Genomic DNA, 21,014 nt, shown 5'->3' with positions numbered 1-21,014 from the left:
TGTCCTTCCTGACACTGATTTCATCCAGCAATTGCAAATTGCTCTTATTCAAACATCCCCACTTTGCTAAGCTTGCACGCCGGTTTTTCGCTCACGCCCAGGGTTCTAGATGTCCTCGTCGCTGTTCCGACTCTCTCCTCTGCTGCTGGCCTTTGCCCTCGGTGCCTGTGATGACGCCCCGCGTTTCACCCAGGCCGAGCCCGGCGAAGCGCTGTCGGGTGGCAAGGCGACGGTCCAGCGCAGTGATCGCAATGCCTACTCCCTGCCTTCGGCCAACCTCTCGCCCGAGCGGCGCCTGGACTTTGCCGTCGGCAACAGCTTCTTTCGCAACCCGTGGGTGATCGCCCCGTCCACCACCACCGCGCGCGATGGGCTCGGCCCGCTGTTCAACACCAATGCCTGCCAGAACTGCCACGTACGCGATGGCCGTGGCCACCCGCCAGCGCTCGATGACAGCAACGCGGTGTCGATGCTGGTGCGCCTGTCGATCCCCGACCAGCCTTACCTGGCCAAGGTGATCGAACGCCTGGGCGTGGTCCCCGAGCCGGTGTACGGCACCCAGCTGCAGGACATGGCCATCCCCGGGGTAGCACCGGAGGGCAAGGTGCGGGTGACCTACGCCAACCAGCCCGTCACCTTCAAGGACGGCCATCAGGTCGAGCTGCGCCGCCCAAGCCTGCAGATCACCCAGCTTGGCTACGGCGCGATGCACCCCGACACCCGTTTCTCGGCCCGCGTGGCGCCGCCGATGATCGGCCTGGGCCTGCTCGAAGCCATCCCCGAAGCCGATATCCTGGCCAACGAAGACCCGGACGACCGCAACCGCGACGGTATCCGTGGCCGTGCCAACCGGGTCTGGGACGACGCCCAGGGCAAAACCGTGGTTGGCCGCTTCGGCTGGAAAGCCGGGCAACCCAACGTCAACCAGCAGAACGTCCATGCGTTTGCCGGCGACATGGGCCTGACCACCACCCTGCAACCCAAGGACGACTGCACCGCGGCGCAAGTCGACTGCCTGGCCGCCCCCAACGGCGATGGCATCGGCGGCGAAAAGGAAGTCAGCGACAACATCCTGCGCCTGGTGACCTTCTACACCCGCAACCTGGCAGTGCCTGCCCGTCGCGACGTGGGTTCGCCGCAGGTGCTGGCGGGCAAGAACCTGTTCTTCCAGGCCGGTTGCCAAGGCTGCCATACCCCGCAATTCACCACCGCCGCAAACGCCGCAGAGCCTGAGCTGGCCGGCCAAGTGATCCGCCCCTACAGTGACCTGCTGTTGCATGACATGGGGCCGGGCCTGGCCGATGAACGCACCGAATTCGCCGCCAATGGCCAGGACTGGCGCACCCCGCCGCTGTGGGGCATAGGCCTGAGCGAAACGGTCAGTGGCCACAGCCAGTTCCTGCACGACGGCCGTGCCCGCAACCTGCTCGAAGCCGTGCTCTGGCACGGTGGCGAAGCGCAAGCGGCGCGCAACTTCGTACTCACCTTCAATGCCGAGCAGCGCGCCGCGTTGCTGGCTTTCCTGAATTCACTTTAAACGCGCAAGGAGCCGGGCATGTTCCGACCTAAACTGTTGTTCACCAGCCTCGCCGCACTCGCCCTCGGCGCCTGCTCGCCGCAGGACCCGCAAGCGGTGACCTCCGCCGCCATCGCCAAGCAGGTGATCCTGCCCACCTACAGCCGCTGGGTCGAAGCCGACCGCCAGCTGGCCGTCAGCGCCTTGGCCTATTGCGAAGGCAAGGCCAGCCTGGACACCGCCCGCGCCGACTTCCTTACTGCGCAAAAGGCCTGGGCCGAGCTGCAACCCTTGCTGGTCGGCCCACTGGCCGAAGGCAACCGTCCTTGGCAGGTGCAGTTCTGGCCCGACAAGAAGAACCTGGTCGGCCGCCAGGTCGAGCAACTGGTCAACGCCGACAAGCCCGTCGATGCCGCTACCCTGGGCAAGGCCAGCGTCGTGGTACGCGGCCTGTCGGCCTACGAGTACATCCTCTTCGACAGCAAGCCGGATGTTGCCACGCCTGAACAGAAGGCCCGCTACTGTCCATTGCTGGTGGCCATCGCCGACCACCAGAAGGCCCTGGCCGAAGAGATCCTCAAGGGCTGGAACAGCACCGACGGCATGCTCTCGCAGATGACCAAGTTCCCCAACCAGCGCTACGCCGACTCCCACGAGGCCATCGCCGATCTGCTGCGCGCACAGGTCACCGCCCTGGATACCCTGAAGAAAAAGCTCGGCGCCCCCATGGGCCGGCAGAGCAAGGGCATCGTCCAGCCGCTGCAGGCCGAAGCCTGGCGCAGCCATTCTTCGCTCAAAAGCCTGGAGGCCAGCCTGAAGGCTGCCCAGGCGGTCTGGGTCGGGGTCGACAACCAGGGCTTGCGCGGCCTGCTGGGCAGCGACCAGAAGGCCTTGGCGGGCAAGATCGACGAGGCTTACGCTACGTCCATCAAACTGCTGGCCGACAACCAGAAGACCCTCGGCGAGCTGCTGGCCGATGACGCCGGCAAGCAGACCCTCAACCAGATCTACGACAGCCTCAACGTCGTCCACCGCCTGCACGAAGGCGAGCTGGCCAAGGCGTTGAACATCCAGCTGGGCTTCAATGCCAACGACGGTGACTGATCATGCTGCGACGCCAGGCCCTCAAACTCGGTAGTGTATTGCTCAGCGCCCTGACCCTGGGCGGCTGGAGCCTGTTGCGCAACAAAGGCGGCGAACCTCTGCTGCTCTCCGCGCGTGACGACGGCGATGGCAAGCATTATGCCGTCGGGTTTCGCCTGGACGGCACCCAGGTGTTCAGCACCCAGGTTGCCCAGCGTTGCCACGCCATCATCAACCACCCCGAGCTGCCGATCGCCCTGTTCGTCGCCCGTCGACCGGGTACCGAAAGCTACCTGGTCGACCTGCGCGACGGGCGTCTGCTGCAAACCGTGACCTCGCAGCTCAACCGCCACTTCTATGGCCACGCGGTCATCCACAAGGATGGCGAGTGGCTGTACACCACCGAGAACGATACCCGCGACCCTGGGCGCGGCGTGCTCGGCGTCTACCGTTTCGAGGGCGAACGCCTGGTGCACAGTGGCGAGCTCTCGACCCACGGTATCGGCCCGCATGAAGTCGCCTGGCTACCAGACGGCGAGACACTGGTGGTGGCCAACGGCGGCATCCGCACCGAGGCCGAAAGCCGCGTGGAAATGAATCTCGACGCCATGCAACCGAGCCTGGTACTGATGCAGCGCGACGGCACCCTGCTGAGCAAGGAAACCCTCGCCCAGCAGATGAACAGCGTGCGTCACCTGGCTATTGGCGACGACGGCACCATCGCCGCCTGCCAGCAGTTCATGGGCGACGCCGATGAGACGGCCGAGCTGCTGGCCATCAAGCGCCCGGGCGAGCCATTCAAGGCCTTCCCGGTGCCGGAGCGGCAGTTGCAGGCCATGGCCCAGTACACCGCCAGCGTTGCCATTCACAGCGACTTGCGACTGGTGGCGCTGACGGCGCCGCGGGCCAACCGCTTGTTCGTCTGGGACCTGGACAGTGGCGCGGTGAAGCTGGATGCACCAATGCCCGATTGCGCTGGGGTGGGTGCGGTGAAAGATGGCTTTGTCGTGACCTCCGGGCAGGGGCGTTGCCGCTTTTACGATTGCCGCAAGGCCGAGCTGATCGGGCAACCGATGCAGCTGCCTTCCGGGTTCTGGGACAACCACCTGCACCTGGCCTGAGGTTCACCCGTGTAGGAGCGGCCTTGCCGGGGCGCCGGACCGGTCGGAAAGGGCTGCGCAGCGGCCCCAGCAATTTTTGCCTGTACGCTCAGATCCTGGGGCTGCTGCGCAGCCCTTTCCGACCGGTCCGGCGCCCCGGCAAGGCCGCTCCTACACAGAGGCGGTGCGAATACATCCCCCATCCTGCCAAAAACAGTCAATACTTGCCCCATCCACACGTGGGCAGGGTCGCCCGTTGTCGTGTCAAAACGAATAACAACCACGTATCCAAGGAACCGGACCTATGCTGCGCCGCCGCATGCTCATCATGTTGGCCGTCGTTCTGCTGATCGTGTTGGCCTTGGGGGGCTACAAGGCCTACTCGATCTACCAGCAGATCCAGGTGTTCACTGCCCCCAAACCGCCCATCACCGTGGCAGCGGCGCTGGCAGAAGAACGCCAGTGGCAAGAGCGCCTGCCCGCCGTCGGCAGCCTCAAGGCATTGCAAGGCGTCGAGCTGAGCCTTGAAGTCGAAGGCATCGTCAAAAGCCTGCACTTCGACTCCGGCCAGAAGGTCAAGGCCGGACAACTGCTGCTGCAACTCAACGACGACCAGGAAACCGCCCTGCTCGGCACCGCCCAGGCCGACCTGGGCCTGGCCAAGGTCGATTTCGGCCGGGGCAGCCAGCTGGTGGTCGACTCGGCCATTTCCCGTGGCGAGTACGATCGCCTCACCGCCCAGTACCGGCGTAATCAGGCAGTGGTCGATCAGCTCAAGGCCTCGAAGACCAAGAAAAGCATCAGTGCCCCCTTCAGCGGCACCATCGGCATCCGCCAGGTCGATGTCGGCGACTACCTGGCAGCCGGCACGGTGATCGCCACCCTGCAAGACCTGTCCAGCCTCTACGTCGACTTCAACGTGCCCGAACAGGCCCTGCCGCACCTGAGCCTTGGCCAGCAGGTGCTGCTGCAGGTGGCGGCCTACCCCGGCCAGACCTTCCCCGCCAGCCTCAGCGCCATCAACCCCAAGGTCGAGGAAACCACCCGCAACCTGCTGGCCCGCGCCACCCTGGCCAACCCCGACGGCAAGCTGCTGCCGGGCATGTTTGCCAACTTGCTGATCCTGTTGCCCGACCCGCAGCCGCGCGTGGTGGTGCCGGAAAGCGCCATCACCTACACCCTGTATGGCAACTCGGTGTATGTCGCCACGCCCAAGCAAGGCGAGGACGGCACCGCAGAGAAAACCGACGATGGCCAACCCCGGCTCAGCGCCGAACAACGCACCGTGCAGACCGGCGAGCGCCGCGACGGCGTGGTGGTGGTCAGCAAGGGCCTGAAAGCTGGCGAGCAGGTGGTCACCGCCGGGCAGCTGAAACTGACCCCGGGCGCGGCGATCCGCATCGGCCAGGACAAGGCGCTCACGCCTGATCACGGCACCCCGCACAACGACTGACAGGAGGCAGGCATGGCGTTCACCGACCCGTTCATCCGCCGCCCGGTCCTGGCCAGCGTCGTCAGCCTGCTGATTTTGCTGCTGGGCTTTCAGGCCTGGAGCAAACTGCAGATCCGCCAGTACCCGCAGATGGAGAACGCCCTGATCACGGTGACCACCGCCTACCCGGGTGCCAACGCCGAAACCATTCAGGGCTATATCACCCAGCCCCTGCAGCAAAGCCTGGCCAGCGCTGAAGGCATCGACTACATGACCTCGGTGAGCCGGCAGAACTTCTCGATCATCTCTATCTATGCGCGCATCGGTGCCGACAGTGACCGTTTGTTCACCGAACTGCTGGCCAAGGCCAACGAGGTGCGCAACAAGCTGCCGCAAGACTCCGAAGACCCGGTGCTGAGCAAGGAGGCCGCCGATGCCTCGGCGCTGATGTACATCAGCTTCTACAGCAAGGAAATGAGCAACCCGCAGATCACCGACTACCTGTCACGGGTGATCCAGCCCAAGCTTGCCACCCTGCCGGGCATGGCCGAGGCCGAGATTCTCGGCAACCAGGTGTTCGCCATGCGCATCTGGATCGACCCGGTGAAGCTGGCCGGCTTCGGCCTCTCGGCAACCGACGTGACCAGCGCCGTGCGCCGCTACAACTTCCTCTCCGCTGCCGGCGAGGTGAAGGGCGAGTACGTGGTCACCAGCATCAATGCCAGCACCGAGCTCAAGTCTGCCGAGGCATTCGCCGCCCTGCCGGTCAAGACCAGTGGCGACAGCCGGGTGTTGCTGGGTGATGTGGCACGGGTCGAGATGGGCGCAGAAAACTACGACACGGTCAGCTCGTTCGACGGCATCCCCTCGGTGTACATCGGCATCAAGGCCACACCGGCCGCCAACCCGCTGGAAGTGATCAAGGAAGTCCGGCGCATCATGCCGGAGCTTGAGAGCCAGCTGCCCTCGGCGCTGAAGGTGTCGATTGCCTACGATGCCACGCTGTTCATCCAGGCCTCCATCGACGAAGTGATCAAGACCCTCGGCGAGGCGGTGCTGATTGTCATCGTCGTGGTGTTCCTGTTCCTCGGTGCCCTGCGCTCGGTGCTGATCCCGGTGGTGACCATCCCGTTGTCGATGATCGGCGTGCTGTTTTTCATGCAGATGATGGGCTACTCGCTCAACCTGTTGACCCTGTTGGCGATGGTGCTGGCGATCGGCCTGGTGGTGGACGACGCCATCGTCGTGGTGGAAAACATCCACCGGCACATGGAAGAAGGCAAATCGCCGTTCGATGCGGCGCTCGAAGGTGCCCGGGAAATCGCCATGCCGGTGGTCTCGATGACCATCACCCTGGCGGCGGTGTATGCCCCTATCGGCTTTTTGACCGGGCTTACAGGAGCGCTGTTCAAGGAATTCGCGCTGACCCTGGCCGGTGCAGTGATCATCTCCGGCATCGTCGCGCTGACCCTTTCACCCATGATGTGCGCGCTGCTGCTACGCCCGGAACAGAACGCCACAGGCCTTGCCCACCGCCTCGACCGGCTGTTCGAGCGCCTCAAGGTGCGCTACCAGCGCCTGCTGCACGCCACCCTGAACAGCCGGCCGGTGGTGCTGGTGTTCGCGGTGATCATCCTGTGCCTGATCCCGGTACTGCTCAAGTTCACCCAGAACGAGCTGGCGCCCAACGAGGACCAAGGGGTGATCTTCATGATCAGCAGCTCGCCGCAACCGGCCAACCTCGACTACCTCAATGCCTACACAGACCAGTTCACGCCGCTGTTCAAAGCCTTCCCCGAGTACTACTCGTCGTTTCAGATCAACGGCTTCAACGGTGTGCAGAGCGGCATCGGCGGCTTCCTGCTCAAGCCGTGGAACGAGCGCGAACGTACGCAGATGGAGCTGCTGCCGCTGGTGCAGGCCAAGCTTGAGGAAATCGGCGGCCTGCAGATCTTCGGCTTCAACCTGCCGTCGCTGCCCGGCACCGGTGAGGGCCTGCCGTTCCAGTTCGTGATCAACACCGCCGGGGATTATCCGGCACTGCTGGAAGTGGCCCAGCGCATCAAGGCGCGCGCCCAAGCGTCAGGCAAGTTCGCCTTCCTCGACATCGACTTGGCCTTCGACAAACCTGAGGTGGTGGTCGATATCGACCGCGCCAAAGCGGCGCAGATGGGGGTTTCGATGGACACCCTGGGCGGCACCCTGGCGACCTTGCTGGGCGAGGCGGAAATCAACCGTTTCACCCTGGAGGGCCGCAGCTACAAGGTGATTGCCCAGGTCGAGCGGCCGTACCGCGACAACCCCGGCTGGCTGAACAACTACTACGTGAAGAACGACCAGGGCCAGTTGCTGCCCCTGTCGACCCTGATTACCCTCAGCGACCGCGCCCGCCCGCGCCAGCTCAACCAGTTTCAGCAGTTGAACTCGGCGATCATCCAGGGCGTGCCCATGGTCAGCCTGGGCGAGGCCCTGCAGACCGTGCAGGCCATCGCCCGCGAAGAGGCCCCGGAAGGTTTCGCCTTCGACTATGCCGGTGTGGCACGCCAATACGTCCAGGAAGGCAGCGCCCTGTGGGTGACCTTCGGCCTGGCGCTGGCGATCATCTTCCTGGTGCTGGCCGCGCAATTCGAGAGCTTCCGTGACCCCCTGGTGATTCTGGTGACGGTGCCGTTGTCGATCTGCGGTGCGCTGCTGCCGCTGTTCCTGGGTATCTCCAGCATGAACATCTACACCCAGGTGGGGCTGGTAACCCTGATCGGGCTGATCAGCAAGCACGGTATTCTGATCGTCGAGTTCGCCAACCAGTTGCGCGAAGAAAAAGGCTTGAGCGTGCGCGAGGCGATCGAGGAAGCGGCAGCCATTCGCCTGCGGCCGGTGCTGATGACCACCGCGGCAATGGTGTTCGGCATGGTGCCGTTGATCCTGGCGACCGGTGCGGGGGCGGTGAGCCGGTTCGATATTGGGACGGTGATTGCGACCGGGATGTCGATCGGGACGCTGTTTACCTTGTTTGTGCTGCCTTGCATCTACACCTTGCTGGCACACAAGACCCAAGCCAAGGAAACATCAATCGCCTGAAGCGGCCCACAAAAAAAGCCAGAGGCCCCGCGATACGGGGCCTCTGGCTTTTTACACTCAACCAGGGTTCAGCCGAACGGCCGCAACCCCTGACGCAAGCCGAACAGGAACAGCAACAGGTCCTGATCTGGCTTGGCCTGCGCTTGCTGCTTTGCCACCCGCGGCAATGCGCACTGGTCCACCCTCTCGGCCTTGCTGAACACCATCGGCTTCGGCTCTTCCCAGGCGGCCACCGCCACGGTGGTCACGGCCAACCCGGCGACCAGGAACAAAGCTCGAGCGATTTCTAGTTTCATTGCTCTAACCCTTTGACAACGCTGCCAAACGCCATCTGGTAAAAGTAGAGCAATGTTTTCCATTCCGCATCATTCAACGACGAGTGGCGGCGCAGCTGACGCAGGTCGTTACCGGCCGCGCGCTGGCAGCTGATACGCCGCCGGCACTTCTCCAGGTCCAGCAGGGCGACTTCGACCCGCGCCTGTTCGCCCTCGCCGATGACCTTGATGAAGACATGCTTGCCATACAGGCAGCCGTGCTGCCAATGCCCCAGGTGCATGCGCGCCAGGTTATCGGCCAGGTCCTTGAGCATGCGCTCATGCACCACCTGCGGATAACGCTCGCGAGCACCTTCGGCATGCCAGGTGTCGAGTTCGATGAAGCCATCCAGCGCTTCGCTGACCAGCAGCGCCCGCCATTGATGATCGGCATCGCGCTCGGCACCACAAAAGACGATGCGCGGTACACGCACACCCAATTGCTCGAAGCTGTTGAGCGCATCGAGTTCACGCAATACGGTCGGCCGGCCAAAAGGGTGCAGCAAGCTGCGGTAGATGTGCCCGACCTGGCGCTTGGCATACAGCAGTTTGCCGCTGGCGTCGTTGAGGCGCTGCACGCCACTCTCGCCACCCCGCCGCTGGTTGGGTTCCTCGACCCACTCACCCTGCTGGCGCCAGTAAAAATCGAACCGCGATTCCCCGTTCCGGGCTACAGCCATCAAACACTACCCCTTGCGCAATACATAGACTCGCCACATGGCATAGAACGGCAGGAAGTCCAAGCGTTCCTGAATTCTGAAGCCGGCTGCCTTGAATTCTTCTTCGACCGTATCCGCTGGTAACACGAAACGGTTCTGGTAATTGTCCTGCTCAGTCTTGGCGCTACGGCGCTGCTCGAGCTTTTTCCGGCGCCAAGCCTTGAAGTTGCCATCAACCCACAGCGACAGAATCACACTATCACGGCTAACCCGTTGAAATTCCGAAAGAATCGTCTTTCTGTGGGCGGCTTCGCCAATGTGGTGGAACAACCGCATGCAAAAAATGCTGTCGACTGAATTGTCCGGCAGGTCGATGGCGAACGCTGAAGTTTGCAAGGGCCGTACCCGTGCGACTACCTCTGGCGGTTGCGCGGCACAGGCTGTCTCGATCATCGCCTCGGAGTTGTCGGCACCGATGATCACCCGGTTGGGTTTTTCCGCCAGCAGCGGCCAGAAGCGCCCCGCACCGCAGGGCAGGTCCAGCACCAGGCCCGGCTCACCGGCCAAGGCCAGGGCGCGACGCGCCAACTGCTCGTCACGTTTGTGGGAAAGGCGACGTGCCAGGCCATCCTGATGCTTGAGAAAATATTCGCGCGCGTGTTCTTGGTCGTATTTTTCGGAAAATTCAAGCTTGATGGGGCTACGCATTGGGCATCTCCTGACTCCAGTACGCCCACTTTAGGAAAGCAAGCGTTGGAATCAGGTTATGCCAATGTGAAAAAAGTGTTAGTCCTTTCGGGAGGTATTACCAAACATTACCCAATGAGCGACGAAGGGTCACCCACCTCCACACTTTTGCTGAGGTCCACCTGGAAGCGGCAGCCGTGCGGCAAGGTCGATGTCAGGGTGACCCGCCAGCCCTGGTCGTCACAGATGCGCTGCACCAGTGACAGGCCCAAGCCCAGCCCTTCGCCCCGCCGTTCGGCGCCGCGCACGAAGGGTTTGAACATCGCCTCGCGCTGCTCTTCCGGAATGCCTACACCACTGTCTTCCACGCTGAACCCATTGGCTTCAAGGCTCAGGCGAATGTAACCGCTGTCGGTGTAGTGCGCGGCGTTACGCAGCAGGTTGCCCATCACCGACTGCAGGAAAGTGGCGTTGTACAGCACCGGGCTGGCGCTGACTCGACCATCGAAATAGAGGGTGAGCCCTTTCTGCTCGATGGTATCGCGCCACACGCCGGTGAGTTCGTCGGCCACCTCGCGCAGGGTTGCCTTCGAGGCCACGGCGCCCTCGTCGCGCTGGGCACGGGCCAGCATCAGGAAGGTCTTGACCAGTTCGCGCATCTCCTCGGTAGCCCGGGCGACCCGCTCGACCTGGCTGCGCGCACGCGGGTCCAGTGTCTGGTTTTCCATCAGCAGTTCGCACGACGTGGCCAGCACCATCAACGGCGTGCGCAGTTCGTGGCTGACGTCGCTGGTGAACAGCCGCTCGCGGGTCAAGGCATCGCGCAGACGGCCCAGCGTGTCGTCGAAGGCAACGGCCAACTGGCCGACTTCGTCTGCCGCATAATCGGGCGCCAAGGGCGGCGCCAGGCCAAGCAGCTGGTCACGATGACGTACCTGACGCGCCAGGCGGATCACCGGCGCCATCACCCTGCGCGCCACCAGCCAGCCAAGGATGACGGCCAGCACCAGGCTGAGCAGAAAGCCCACGACCACCACAGCAAACAGCACGCGCTCGCGCTCTTCGAAATCGCTCTGATCCTGCAGTAGCACATAACGGCGCCCGTCGACGATCTCGACCATCGCGTGGTACGACAGCTGATCGCGAAACACCTCATGGAAGCCGCTGTCGAGATGACGCAAGTCTTTGGGCAACTCGAAATCATCACGCCCGCCGCTGAAATAGAACAGCTGGTCAGGGCGCGGTCGATGGCTCCAGTCGCTCACACTGTCCATGCGCAACAGGCGCTGCAGGTCGCCCCCCAGCACCGTGGAAATCAGCCGTTCTTCAACCAGGTGCACGGTGGCGACGATGCCGAAGGCGAAGGCCCCGGCGACCAGCGCACTCATCAACGCAAAGGCGATGATAATGCGCTGGGCAAGGCTTTGCTTAAACTCCATCGCGGCCCTCGGCGAGGCGATAGCCGACGCCATGGACGGTATGCAGCAGCGGTTTTTCGAACGGTTTGTCGATCACCTGACGCAACTGGTGCACATGGCTGCGCAGGCTGTCGCTGTCTGGGCAGTCGTCGCCCCACAGGGCTTCTTCAAGTACCTCGCGACGCAGCACGTGCGGGCTTTTCTGCATCAGCACGGCAAGCAGCTTGAGGCCGACCGGGTTGAGCTTGAGCAGGCGCCCCTGACGCGTGACTTCGAGGGTGTCGAGGTCGTAGCTGAGGTCGGCGACCTGCAAGGTGCGGCGGCCTCCGCCCTGGGCGCGGCGCAGCACCGCTTCGATGCGGGCGGCCAGCTCCGACAGGGCAAAGGGCTTGAGCAGGTAATCGTCGGCCCCGGAGCGGAAGCCTTGCAGGCGGTCGTCCAGTTGATCGCGGGCGGTGAGCATGATCACCGGGGTGTCACGCCGGGCATCTTCTCGCAGGCGCTTGCACAGGGTGTAGCCATCAATGCCGGGCAGCATGATGTCGAGCACGATCAGGTCGTAATGCTCGGTGGCCGCCAGGTGCAAACCTGACAGACCGTCCTGGGCGCAGTCGACGGTGTAGCCTTTCATGCCCAGGTAATCAGCCAGGTTGGCAAGGATATCGCGGTTGTCTTCAACCAATAGAATGCGCATCGGGGTCTCCTGTGCGGCGCTTCGCTGTGGTGCGCGGCAGGCGCAGCTTAAGGCCAATGCCTGCACTGTGCCACCCCCAGGCGAAATTCGCCGCCGTTGACAGTTTTTTCACTGATCCTTCACGGACACAGGATAGCGGCCACTCGATAATGCCCGATCTTTTTTGCGCCCTGGAGTCGTCATGCACGAACGTAGCCGCCCTCGCCCGATCAACCTCTGGGTGTACCTGGGCATCCCGCTGGTGACGGCAGTGGCCTTGGTCCTGCTTGAGCTGACCTCGGTCGACATGGACGTGGCCAACCTGTTCTTCGACCCGGCCGCCGGGCAATTCATCGGGCGCCACAGCTACTGGCTGGAGAACGTGCTGCATGACGGGGTCAAGCAGGCGGTGATCCTGCTGGGCTTGCTGGCGTTGCTGACATTTGCCCTGAGTTTCTTCTGGAAACGCTTGTTTGGCTGGCGCCGAGAACTGGGCTGCCTGGTGCTGGCGTTGAGTTTGTCCACAGCGTTCGTCACACCGCTTAAAAAGGTCACCCAGGTCCAGTGCCCGTGGAGCCTGAGCCAGTTCGGCGGCAAGGAAACCTACAGCAAGCTGCTGGAAGCGCGGCCCGCTACCGACAAGCCCGGGCTGTGCTGGCCAGGCGGGCATGCCGCGACCGGTTTTTGCCTGTTTGCGCTGTTCTTCGCGCTGCGCGACCGTCGCCCGCGACTGGCCCGGGTGGCATTGGTGGTGGCGGTGGTGGCCGGTTCAGTGTTGTCGGTTGGGCGGATGATGCAGGGCGCCCACTTTCTGTCGCACAACGTATGGACGGCGGTGTTCTGCTGGTTGATCGGGTTGGGCTCGTACTACCTGGTTCTGTATCGGCGGGGCATGGTCGAGGCGCCTGCCGCTGAGCGCCGCGTTGCCTGAGTGAGGGGCCGCAGAAGAACGAAAAAGCCCCGGCTCTCGCGAGCCGGGGCTTTTTCATGCTGCTAGGGGGTAAGGCTGGCTTACATCATGCCGCCCATGCCACCCATGCCGCCCATGTCTGGCATACCACCGCCAGCTGGAGCGTCGCTCGGAGCATCAGCAATCATGGCTTCGGTGGTGATCATCAGACCGCCAATCGAAGCAGCAGCTTGCAGTGCCGAACGGGTGACCTTGGCTGGGTCCAGGATGCCCATCTCGATCATGTCGCCGTACTCACCGGTAGCAGCGTTGTAACCGAAGTTGCCCGAACCCTGCTTGACCTTGTCGGCCACAACGCTTGGCTCGTCGCCGGCGTTGGCAGTGATCTGACGCAGCGGCGATTCAACAGCGCGACGCAGCAGTGCGATACCGACGTTCTGGTCTTCGTTGTCACCTTTGAGGTCAACGATAGCGTTCAGAGCACGTACCAGGGCAACACCACCGCCAGGCACCACGCCTTCTTCAACGGCTGCACGGGTAGCGTGCAGGGCGTCTTCAACGCGTGCTTTCTTCTCTTTCATCTCGACTTCGGTGCCAGCACCGACCTTGATCACGGCAACACCGCCAGCCAGTTTGGCCAGACGCTCTTGCAGCTTCTCACGGTCGTAGTCCGAGGAAGTCTCTTCGATCTGGGCACGGATCTGCTTGACGCGTGCTTCGATCTCGGTGTCGGCGCCAGCGCCGTCGATGATGGTGGTGTTTTCCTTGGACAGGATGACGCGCTTGGCGTTACCCAGGTGCTCCAGGGTAGCGGTTTCCAGGGACAGGCCGATTTCTTCGGAGATGACCTGGCCGCCGGTCAGGACAGCGATGTCCTGCAGCATGGCCTTGCGACGGTCGCCGAAGCCCGGTGCCTTGACCGCAGCAACCTTGACGATGCCGCGCATGTTGTTGACTACCAGGGTAGCCAGCGCTTCGCCTTCAACGTCTTCTGCAACGATCAGCAGCGGACGGCCGGCTTTGGCAACGGCTTCCAGTACTGGCAGCAGCTCGCGGATGTTGGAGATCTTCTTGTCGACCAGCAGCAGCAGCGGGCCTTCCAGCTCGGCAACCATAGTGTCCGGCTTGTTGACGAAGTACGGCGACAGGTAGCCACGGTCAAACTGCATGCCTTCAACGACAGACAGTTCGTTTTCCAGGCCCGAGCCTTCTTCAACGGTGATCACGCCTTCTTTACCGACTTTTTCCATGGCTTCGGCGATGATTTCACCGATGGAGCTGTCGGAGTTGGCGGAGATGGTGCCTACCTGAGCGATGGCCTTGGAGTCGGCGCATGGCTTGGACAGGTTTTTCAGCTCGGCGACGACAGCGGCGGTAGCCTTGTCGATACCGCGCTTCAGGTCCATCGGGTTCATGCCGGCAGCGACGGCTTTCAGGCCTTCGTTGACGATGGACTGAGCCAGAACGGTAGCGGTGGTGGTGCCGTCACCGGCTGCATCGTTGGCCTTGGAAGCGACTTCCTTGACCAGCTGGGCGCCCATGTTCTCGAACGCGTCTTTCAGCTCGATCTCTTTGGCAACGGAAACGCCGTCCTTGGTGATGGTCGGTGCGCCGAAGCTCTTGGCCAGGACCACGTTGCGGCCTTTCGGGCCCAGGGTCGCTTTTACCGCGTCAGCCAGAACGTTGACACCAACCAGCATTTTCTTACGGGCGGAATCGCCGAATTTTACGTCTTTAGCAGCCATGATCGTTTAATCCTTGAAATGCTTTGGAATAACGGGAAGTCGGGGAAATCAGCCTTCGATAACGGCGAGAATCTCGTTCTCGGCCATTACCAGCAGGTCTTCGCCATCGACTTTCACGGTGTTGCTGCCCGAGTAAGGGCCGAAAACCACTTTGTCACCCACTTTCACGGCCAGCGCACGCACTTCGCCATTTTCCAGGATGCGACCGGTGCCGACGGCAACAATTTCGCCGCGGTTAGGTTTTTCAGCGGCCGAACCCGGCAGGACGATACCGCCAGCGGTTTTCGATTCTTCTTCGCTGCGACGGATGACTACGCGGTCATGCAGAGGACGAAGCTTCATTGTCGATCTCTCCCAAATTGTGGTTTTCATCGGCCGGTATCGACACCGGCGGGTTGATGCGGTCCGGCGTTGCCGGGGGTGGCCCGCGCAGGGCGGACCACCTGAGTCATGTCTGGTGTTGCCACCAGAAACCTTGCGGTGACCCATACATGAGGCCGCCATATGCAATTACAAGGCTTGATACGTAAAAATTTTCATCAAAGGCATAACGTGAAAACAACAGGGGCCGCGAAGCGGCCCCGGCAGGTTACTTGTCGCGACGCTCGTATTCGCCCTCGATCACATTCGGCCGGTGGCCGGCGTCACGAGGCGGCTGCGCCTGGAACGGATCGTCCTGAAACGCCCGCTGGCGCAGGGCCTGCTCCTCGGCACGCTGGCGCATCTTGCGCGCGGCCAGGTGACGGGTGAATGGCAACAGGCAAATCAGGCCCAGCACGTCACTGATGAAGCCCGGCAGCAACAGCAGGCCACCACCCACCGCCATCATCAAACCCTGGAACATGTCCTCAGCGGGCAGTTCGCCGCGCTGCAGGCTTTCACGGGCACGCAGTGCGGTGGCCAGCCCGGCCACCCGCATAACCAGCACACCCAGCGCGGAACCGGCGATGATCAGCAGCAGTGCGGGGAAAAACCCGATCGCCGCGCTGACCTTGACGAAGACGAACAGCTCCAGCACAGGAAACAGCAAAAACAGCAGTAGAAAAGCACGCATCAAAGATTCCTCGACGGAAGAGAACCTCCCAATAAGACCTCAGATGGATGCGCAAGCTTCCAATTTCAACCCTCGACTTCAGCCGCAACCGGCCACTGGTCGGCGTGCGCCAGCAAAACCAGGGCTTCGCGCACTTGTGTCGGCGTATTGCATGGGCTCGGGAACGCCAGCCAATGGACCGCCTGGCCAATGCGCAGGTGCATGCCCTCGCTGTCGATACCGACCATGTGCGCCGGCACAGAGCGTGGCAGCTCGGTCAGTTCGACGTAGTGGGCAATGGCCTTGGCGTGATCGCTGTTCATATGCTCGATCATGCTCGCCTCGGCCTTGCCCGCGAACGGGTTGGCCAAGGTCACCTGGTCAAGCCAGTGGATGGCGCCAAAACCACCGATGTAGCGGTGACGCACCGGCTGCAACACCCAGAAGTCGAAGTCGTGGGCCTTGTGGTAGTTGCCGGCGTCGGGGAAGTAGCGGTAGTAGCGCTCGGCGGCGGCTTCGATGGCAGCTTCGTCCACCAGCTTGTGCGCCTCGGCCATGACCGTCAGGCGGCCGACTGCCTGAACATCCTCTGCTTCGCGTTCACCAACCAGCAGCGAGCACTTGGGGTCTTTTTGCAGGTTGTGGGTGTGTTGGGCAATGCGGCTGATAAGGATCAGCGGGTTGCCCTGTGCATCCAGGCAATACGGCACGACCGAGCCGAAAGGGAAGCCGGGCATGGACTTGGAGTGGGTCGAGAGCACGCCGCGGTATTCCTTGAGCAGCAGTTCCCGGGCGGGGCGGATGGCATTGGTACTCACGAAGGGCGCTCCTGGCAGCGGACTGGATGGGTGACAAGATAAGCATTATCACCCGCCGCCGCCACAGGAGCCGCTGACGCCTACACGGATCGCGTCTTTACCAGGTCACGCCAAAGCCTGCGGTGTAACGGGTTTTGTCCAGGTCACTGTCACGTGTACCGCTGATGATGTCCTTCTCTGCCTTGAGGTTGAGCGAGGCCCATTCGGTGACCTTGTAGCGCAAGCCGATTTCGGCATCCAGCGAGTAGTTGGCCACGCTGCCCAGCGGCTTGGCGACTTCGCCATTGGTGAACAGCTGCACATTCTTGCCGATCAGGTAGCGGGTGTAGTCCCACTTGACCGCCGCGGCATAAAAGTTGTCCTTGGCGCCGTCCTGGTATTCGAAGTCGGTACGGTTGATCAGCGAACCCAGCGAGAACGCGCCCAGCTCGTCGTCCCAGAACTGGTAGCCCGGGCCGGTACCCACGGTGCGCTGGCGGGCCAGGTCCTCGATGCGGTCGCGCTTGTACTCCATGCGGCCCTGCCAGAACCACTTCTCGGTAATGAAGCGGTCAAGGGCGTACTCGGCACTCCAGTTGTCGGTGGTGGTGACGTCGTCCTTGGTCTCGCGGTTGTACTCGCCCTCGGCGTTGTGGCGCCAGCGGCCATGGCGGGCGGTGGTCTTGAAGCTGACGTCGTAGTCGTCGGTGTCATTCTCGGCACGCTTGTAGTCCAGGGCGACGTCGACGTTGCCTTTCCAGACCAGGTCCTCGACCACCGGCTTGGGCTTCATGATCTGCTCGATGCTGGCCAGGTCGACGGTCTTGGGCGCCTCGCCGTTGGCCAGGGTGACCTTGCCGGCTTCGGCGGCTTTCAACGACTTGGCCCGCTCCCCGCTGTAGGCATCCTGCTTGACCAGCATTTCCTGGTCGCTTTCCAGGGTCTGGACTTCTTTCCAGTCCAGCGCGATAGAGCCGCCATAGGGGGTCTCCAGCAGCAGCTTGCCGCCATCGAAGACTTTGATCTTGCCGCTCAGGCGGTCACCGTTCTTCATCCACACGGTGTCGGCAAACGCGGGCGCGGTGCACAGGGAGACAGCTAACAGGCACAACAGGGATCTAGAATACATAGGCGGACTACGGGTTCGATTCGTCGAAAAAGCCGGGCATTATCCAGATACGGACAACCAGAGCAAGGAAAGACCGAGCACATGCCGTTGAGTTCAACTCGCATTTGCCTCGCCGCTGGTCCGGTTTCATCCACAAGCCACGGGGTCACTGATGTCTGAGGCATACGGGCACACACTGGAAACACCACAAGCCCGACGAACGGCGCTGTATTCGGTGCTCGGGCAAGTGCCCGCGGGCAAGGTCGTCAGCTACGGCCAGCTTGCCGAGCTGGCCGGCCTTGGCCGCGCGGCACGTTGGGTTGGGCGCACCCTCGGGCAACTGCCAGGCGATACCCGCCTGCCCTGGCACCGGGTACTCGGTGCGGGCGGGCGCCTGAGCCTGGCATTGGGCACGCCGTCAGGCGACGAACAACGGGCGCGGTTGCGCGCAGAAGGCGTGAATGTAACCAATAATCGTGTGGATATGACGCGCCATGGCTGGCGCCCGATGGAGCACAGCGGTTAGAGTGCGCGCTTTGTTTTCGAAAACTTGAGGCAGATGTTGGCCCATGCCCCGTAAAACCTGGCGCGCTGCGCTTGCTGCCTATGCCAGCCCGTCAACCCTGGTACTGCTGCTGCTCGGCTTTGCCGCCGGCCTGCCCTACATGCTGGTGTTCTCGACCCTTTCGGTATGGCTGCGCGAAGCAGGTGTGGCCCGTGAGACCATTGGTTACGCGAGCCTGATCGGCTTGGCCTATGCCTTCAAATGGGTCTGGTCACCGCTGCTCGATCAATGGCGCCTGCCACTGCTTGGTGGCCTGGGGCGCCGCCGCTCATGGCTGCTGCTGTCCCAGGCGCTGGTGGTGGTCGGGTTGGTCGGCATGAGCCTGTGCGACCCGCAGCAACACCTGTCGTGGCTGATTGCCATGGCCGTGCTCGTGGCGTTTGCCTCGGCTACCCAGGACATCGCCGTTGATGCCTATCGCCTGGAAATTGCCGATGACCAGCGTCAGGCCGCGCTCGCCGCCAGCTACATGGCCGGCTACCGGGTAGCGGCCCTGCTGGCCACGGCAGGCGCGCTGTTCTTCGCCGAATGGTTCGGCTCCACCGGGTTCAGCTACCTGCACAAGGCCTGGGCCGGCACCTACATCATGTTCGCCCTGCTGATGCTGCCCGCGCTGTTCACCACCCTGGTCATGCGTGAACCCTCGGTGCCGCTGCGTACCCAGCTGTCGGCGGCGCGTTATGGCCTGGTCCACCAGCTGGCGTCGGTATTCGTGCTGATCTTGCTGTTGGTGTCGGTACCTGCCAGCTTCACCCAACTGTTCAATACCGACTGGGCCAGCGTGATTTTCGGTGACGCCACCCCGCTGGACCTGCTGCTGGAAGACCGCGCCTTCCTGCGCCTGATTCTGTACGTGCTGCTGACCTGGGCGTGCCTGTCGACCATGGGCCGTCGCGGCCTTGCCCCGGTGCTGACCCCGGTCAACGACTTCATTGCCCGCTACCGCTGGCAGGCCCTGCTGCTGCTGGGGCTGATCGCCACGTATCGCATGTCGGACACGGTCATGGGCGTGATGGCCAACGTGTTCTATATCGACATGGGCTTCACCAAGGACCAGATCGCCAGCGTCAGCAAGATCTTCGGCCTCATCATGACCTTGGTCGGTGCCGGTGTCGGCGGCCTGCTGATCGTGCGTTTCGGCATCATGCCGATCCTGTTCATCGGTGGCGTGGCCTCGGCGGCGACCAACATTCTGTTCCTGATGCTGGCCGACATGGGCCCGAACCTGGACATGCTGGTGGTCACCATCTCGCTGGACAACTTCAGCTCCGGCATGGCCACCTCGGCGTTCGTCGCCTACCTGTCTAGCCTGACCAACCTGAAGTTCTCGGCCACCCAGTACGCGCTGCTCAGCTCGATCATGCTGTTGCTGCCACGGCTGATCGGCGGCTACTCGGGGGTCATGGTGGAGAAGTTCGGTTACCACGACTTCTTCCTGATCACTGCCCTGCTGGGCGTGCCGACGCTGATTCTGATCGCCCTGCAGTGGCGTCAGGAAGCCGGGCCCGGCAAACCGGTGCCCGAGGAGAACCCAGCGGCCGAACGGCCCTGAGGGTACCTCGCCGCCTGTACCGGCCTCTTCGCGGGTGAACCCGCGCCCGCAGAGGCGGTACAGGCGACGAATACTACTGGGCTACGGCGCCTTCCCCAGACCGCCCACCCACAACGAACCACAACGGCCAGAGCGCCAGCGCCCCCGCCACACTGGCCGCCAAGGCAAAGTGCAGCAAACTGGCACCCGCCCCGATCATCGCCATGACTGCGCCGCCCAGGCCCAGCAAGGCAATGGTGATCATCCCCAGCATGGCCGAGACCAGCCCTTTGCTCTGATCGCTGGCGAACAGCGTCATGCGGTACAGCACGGCGTTGGCCACCCCCAGCCCCAGGGCATACAGCGACATACCGGCCACCACGCTGGTCACGCTTGGCCAGTACCAAGTCGCCAGCACCATCAGCGACAGGCCCGCCAGGTAGGGCCACAATGCGCCACGCACCAGGGCTGACAGCGAGTAACGGTCGGCAATACGGTTGATGATCAGGTTGCCGAGAATCAGCCCGCCAAACACCGGCAGCTGCCATAGCGCATATTCCATCGTGCTCAACCCTTCGTCATGGATGAGCAGCACCGGCGACAGGCCGATCCAGCCAATCAAGGGCAGGCCGACCAAGCCCAGCGCTGCGCTACCGGCGACAAAGCGACGGTTGGCCAGCAGCTGGCCGTAGCCAGACAACAACGGCAGCAAATGGATCGGCGTAAAGGGCAGCCGCGAACCGTCGCGCCGCTCCACGCCCAGTGTTTCCGGCATCAACCGGTACAACAGCACCCAGGCCAGCACCGCACCGATGGCGAAGGCCACGAACAGCCAGCGCCAGTCCAGCCATTGCAGCAGCAAGGTGCCCACCAGGGGACCGAGCAGCGGCGAAAGCAGGGCAATGTTGGCCAGCAAGGCCATCATGCGCACTGCGTCGGCTTCGCTGAACGCCTCGTTCAAGGCCGGGTAGCTGACCGTGACGACAAAGCCCAGGCCAATGCCCTGCAACAGGCGCAGCAGGTTGAACAGGCCGATGTCGTGTACCCAGAACGTCGCCAGGCACGCCACGCCGAAGAACACGCAACCGCTCAACAGCAGCGGGCGGCGGCCGTAGCGGTCGGCCAGAGGGCCAATCAACCACTGCAGCACCACGCCACCGAGCAGGTACAGGTTCAGGGCGTGGGGGATGTATTCGGGGCTGGCATCGAGGTCGCCGACCACCACGGGCATGGCCGGCATCACAGCGTCGCTGGCCAGGTAGGTGAGCAACTCGAACAGGGCCAGGGTCAGGCCGAACAACAGGGCTCGGAGGGGGGTGATGTACAGCAGTGGTTTCATGGTGAATTTCAGCGGGAACAGGTGGG

At 63.0% G+C, this 21,014-nt stretch carries 19 protein-coding genes; 8 read left to right on the top strand and 11 right to left on the bottom strand.

Translation table 11 applies throughout. From position 1 onward, the window contains the following. Positions 1–109: 109 nt before the first annotated feature. The 5 genes from HU770_RS07135 to HU770_RS07115 all read left to right on the top strand — a co-directional run bounded on the left by HU770_RS07135 (position 110) and on the right by HU770_RS07115 (position 8,209). On the top strand, positions 110–1,537 hold the full coding sequence (locus HU770_RS07135) for a di-heme oxidoredictase family protein (RefSeq protein WP_186663390.1): 1,428 nt from the start codon (positions 110–112) through the stop codon (positions 1,535–1,537). A gap of 18 nt (positions 1,538–1,555) precedes the next feature. Continuing rightward, positions 1,556–2,620: an imelysin family protein gene (locus HU770_RS07130; RefSeq protein ID WP_095064201.1), complete on the top strand. Its 1,065-nt coding sequence runs from the start codon at positions 1,556–1,558 to the stop codon at positions 2,618–2,620. Positions 2,621–2,622: 2 nt separating this feature from the next. Beyond that, the gene (locus HU770_RS07125) at positions 2,623–3,720 is read left to right on the top strand and encodes a DUF1513 domain-containing protein (protein WP_186663388.1); all 1,098 of its coding nucleotides are present in this window, start codon (positions 2,623–2,625) and stop codon (positions 3,718–3,720) included. 283 nt (positions 3,721–4,003) lie between these two features. Continuing rightward, complete coding sequence (locus HU770_RS07120) at positions 4,004–5,152, top strand: efflux RND transporter periplasmic adaptor subunit (RefSeq protein ID WP_186659664.1); 1,149 nt, start codon at positions 4,004–4,006, stop codon at positions 5,150–5,152. 12 nt (positions 5,153–5,164) lie between these two features. Next, a complete protein-coding gene (locus HU770_RS07115; RefSeq protein ID WP_047582693.1) occupies positions 5,165–8,209 on the top strand; it encodes a multidrug efflux RND transporter permease subunit in 3,045 nt (1,014 codons plus the stop codon). 68 nt (positions 8,210–8,277) lie between these two features. Here HU770_RS07115 and HU770_RS07110 read toward each other — a convergent pair whose 3' ends face one another. The 5 genes from HU770_RS07110 to colR form a co-directional block, all read right to left on the bottom strand. After that, a complete protein-coding gene (locus tag HU770_RS07110) occupies positions 8,278–8,505 on the bottom strand; it encodes a hypothetical protein (protein WP_186659666.1) in 228 nt (75 codons plus the stop codon). Next, complete coding sequence (locus tag HU770_RS07105) at positions 8,502–9,203, bottom strand: lipopolysaccharide kinase InaA family protein (RefSeq protein ID WP_033702805.1); 702 nt, start codon at positions 9,201–9,203, stop codon at positions 8,502–8,504. Before HU770_RS07105 ends, HU770_RS07110 begins: the two co-directional genes overlap by 4 nt. Positions 9,204–9,209: 6 nt before the next feature. Next, positions 9,210–9,890 (bottom strand): class I SAM-dependent methyltransferase, encoded by a 681-nt coding sequence (locus HU770_RS07100; protein WP_033702806.1) that lies wholly within the window; start codon positions 9,888–9,890, stop codon positions 9,210–9,212. Positions 9,891–9,997: 107 nt separating this feature from the next. After that, positions 9,998–11,308, bottom strand: coding sequence for a HAMP domain-containing sensor histidine kinase (locus tag HU770_RS07095; protein WP_033702807.1), 1,311 nt, complete (start codon positions 11,306–11,308; stop codon positions 9,998–10,000). Continuing rightward, positions 11,298–11,981, bottom strand: a complete 684-nt coding sequence (colR, locus tag HU770_RS07090) for a two-component system response regulator ColR (RefSeq protein WP_003255215.1) — start codon at positions 11,979–11,981, stop codon at positions 11,298–11,300. The genes HU770_RS07095 and colR overlap by 11 nt, the downstream gene beginning before the upstream one ends. 181 nt (positions 11,982–12,162) lie before the next feature. On the opposite strand from colR, the gene HU770_RS07085 reads away from it, so the two are divergent. Beyond that, the gene (locus HU770_RS07085) at positions 12,163–12,891 is read left to right on the top strand and encodes a phosphatase PAP2 family protein (RefSeq protein ID WP_033702808.1); all 729 of its coding nucleotides are present in this window, start codon (positions 12,163–12,165) and stop codon (positions 12,889–12,891) included. Positions 12,892–12,971: 80 nt separating this feature from the next. Here the strand turns inward: HU770_RS07085 and groL are convergent, their stop codons facing one another. The 5 genes from groL to HU770_RS07060 form a co-directional block, all read right to left on the bottom strand. Beyond that, positions 12,972–14,615 carry a chaperonin GroEL gene (groL, locus tag HU770_RS07080; protein ID WP_033702809.1) on the bottom strand — a complete coding sequence of 548 codons (1,644 nt, stop codon included), beginning with the start codon at positions 14,613–14,615 and terminating at the stop codon, positions 12,972–12,974. A 48-nt stretch (positions 14,616–14,663) separates the two neighbouring features. After that, positions 14,664–14,957 carry a co-chaperone GroES gene (locus HU770_RS07075; protein ID WP_033702810.1) on the bottom strand — a complete coding sequence of 98 codons (294 nt, stop codon included), beginning with the start codon at positions 14,955–14,957 and terminating at the stop codon, positions 14,664–14,666. A gap of 247 nt (positions 14,958–15,204) precedes the next feature. Next, positions 15,205–15,669: an FxsA family protein gene (locus HU770_RS07070; RefSeq protein ID WP_033702811.1), complete on the bottom strand. Its 465-nt coding sequence runs from the start codon at positions 15,667–15,669 to the stop codon at positions 15,205–15,207. A gap of 65 nt (positions 15,670–15,734) precedes the next feature. After that, a complete protein-coding gene (locus HU770_RS07065) occupies positions 15,735–16,466 on the bottom strand; it encodes a DUF2470 domain-containing protein (RefSeq protein WP_186663386.1) in 732 nt (243 codons plus the stop codon). Between the two features lie 97 nt (positions 16,467–16,563). Beyond that, the gene (locus HU770_RS07060) at positions 16,564–17,574 is read right to left on the bottom strand and encodes a DUF481 domain-containing protein (protein WP_186659679.1); all 1,011 of its coding nucleotides are present in this window, start codon (positions 17,572–17,574) and stop codon (positions 16,564–16,566) included. Between the two features lie 151 nt (positions 17,575–17,725). Here HU770_RS07060 and HU770_RS07055 point away from each other — a divergent pair, with 151 nt between their 5' ends. Both HU770_RS07055 and HU770_RS07050 read left to right on the top strand, forming a co-directional pair. Further along, on the top strand, positions 17,726–18,079 hold the full coding sequence (locus HU770_RS07055; protein ID WP_033702814.1) for an MGMT family protein: 354 nt from the start codon (positions 17,726–17,728) through the stop codon (positions 18,077–18,079). A gap of 43 nt (positions 18,080–18,122) precedes the next feature. Then, a complete protein-coding gene (locus HU770_RS07050; protein WP_033702815.1) occupies positions 18,123–19,670 on the top strand; it encodes an AmpG family muropeptide MFS transporter in 1,548 nt (515 codons plus the stop codon). A gap of 73 nt (positions 19,671–19,743) precedes the next feature. Here HU770_RS07050 and HU770_RS07045 read toward each other — a convergent pair whose 3' ends face one another. Beyond that, a complete protein-coding gene (locus HU770_RS07045) occupies positions 19,744–20,988 on the bottom strand; it encodes an MFS transporter (RefSeq protein WP_186663385.1) in 1,245 nt (414 codons plus the stop codon). Positions 20,989–21,014: the final 26 nt, after the last annotated feature.

This window comes from Pseudomonas sp. SWRI68 (genome assembly GCF_014269165.1).
GTDB classification, from domain to species: domain Bacteria; phylum Pseudomonadota; class Gammaproteobacteria; order Pseudomonadales; family Pseudomonadaceae; genus Aquipseudomonas; species Aquipseudomonas capeferrum.
This window is presented reverse-complemented; position numbering and strand designations above follow the sequence as displayed.

Coding starts and splice junctions, on each gene's coding strand:
- HU770_RS07135 (WP_186663390.1), top strand. CDS start 110: ATGTCCTCGTCGCTGTTCCGACTCTCTCCTCTGCTGCTGGCCTTTGCC.
- HU770_RS07130 (WP_095064201.1), top strand. CDS start 1,556: ATGTTCCGACCTAAACTGTTGTTCACCAGCCTCGCCGCACTCGCCCTC.
- HU770_RS07125 (WP_186663388.1), top strand. CDS start 2,623: ATGCTGCGACGCCAGGCCCTCAAACTCGGTAGTGTATTGCTCAGCGCC.
- HU770_RS07120 (WP_186659664.1), top strand. CDS start 4,004: ATGCTGCGCCGCCGCATGCTCATCATGTTGGCCGTCGTTCTGCTGATC.
- HU770_RS07115 (WP_047582693.1), top strand. CDS start 5,165: ATGGCGTTCACCGACCCGTTCATCCGCCGCCCGGTCCTGGCCAGCGTC.
- HU770_RS07110 (WP_186659666.1), bottom strand. CDS start 8,505: ATGAAACTAGAAATCGCTCGAGCTTTGTTCCTGGTCGCCGGGTTGGCC.
- HU770_RS07105 (WP_033702805.1), bottom strand. CDS start 9,203: ATGGCTGTAGCCCGGAACGGGGAATCGCGGTTCGATTTTTACTGGCGC.
- HU770_RS07100 (WP_033702806.1), bottom strand. CDS start 9,890: ATGCGTAGCCCCATCAAGCTTGAATTTTCCGAAAAATACGACCAAGAA.
- HU770_RS07095 (WP_033702807.1), bottom strand. CDS start 11,308: ATGGAGTTTAAGCAAAGCCTTGCCCAGCGCATTATCATCGCCTTTGCG.
- colR (WP_003255215.1), bottom strand. CDS start 11,981: ATGCGCATTCTATTGGTTGAAGACAACCGCGATATCCTTGCCAACCTG.
- HU770_RS07085 (WP_033702808.1), top strand. CDS start 12,163: ATGCACGAACGTAGCCGCCCTCGCCCGATCAACCTCTGGGTGTACCTG.
- groL (WP_033702809.1), bottom strand. CDS start 14,615: ATGGCTGCTAAAGACGTAAAATTCGGCGATTCCGCCCGTAAGAAAATG.
- HU770_RS07075 (WP_033702810.1), bottom strand. CDS start 14,957: ATGAAGCTTCGTCCTCTGCATGACCGCGTAGTCATCCGTCGCAGCGAA.
- HU770_RS07070 (WP_033702811.1), bottom strand. CDS start 15,669: ATGCGTGCTTTTCTACTGCTGTTTTTGCTGTTTCCTGTGCTGGAGCTG.
- HU770_RS07060 (WP_186659679.1), bottom strand. CDS start 17,574: ATGTATTCTAGATCCCTGTTGTGCCTGTTAGCTGTCTCCCTGTGCACC.
- HU770_RS07055 (WP_033702814.1), top strand. CDS start 17,726: ATGTCTGAGGCATACGGGCACACACTGGAAACACCACAAGCCCGACGA.
- HU770_RS07050 (WP_033702815.1), top strand. CDS start 18,123: ATGCCCCGTAAAACCTGGCGCGCTGCGCTTGCTGCCTATGCCAGCCCG.
- HU770_RS07045 (WP_186663385.1), bottom strand. CDS start 20,988: ATGAAACCACTGCTGTACATCACCCCCCTCCGAGCCCTGTTGTTCGGC.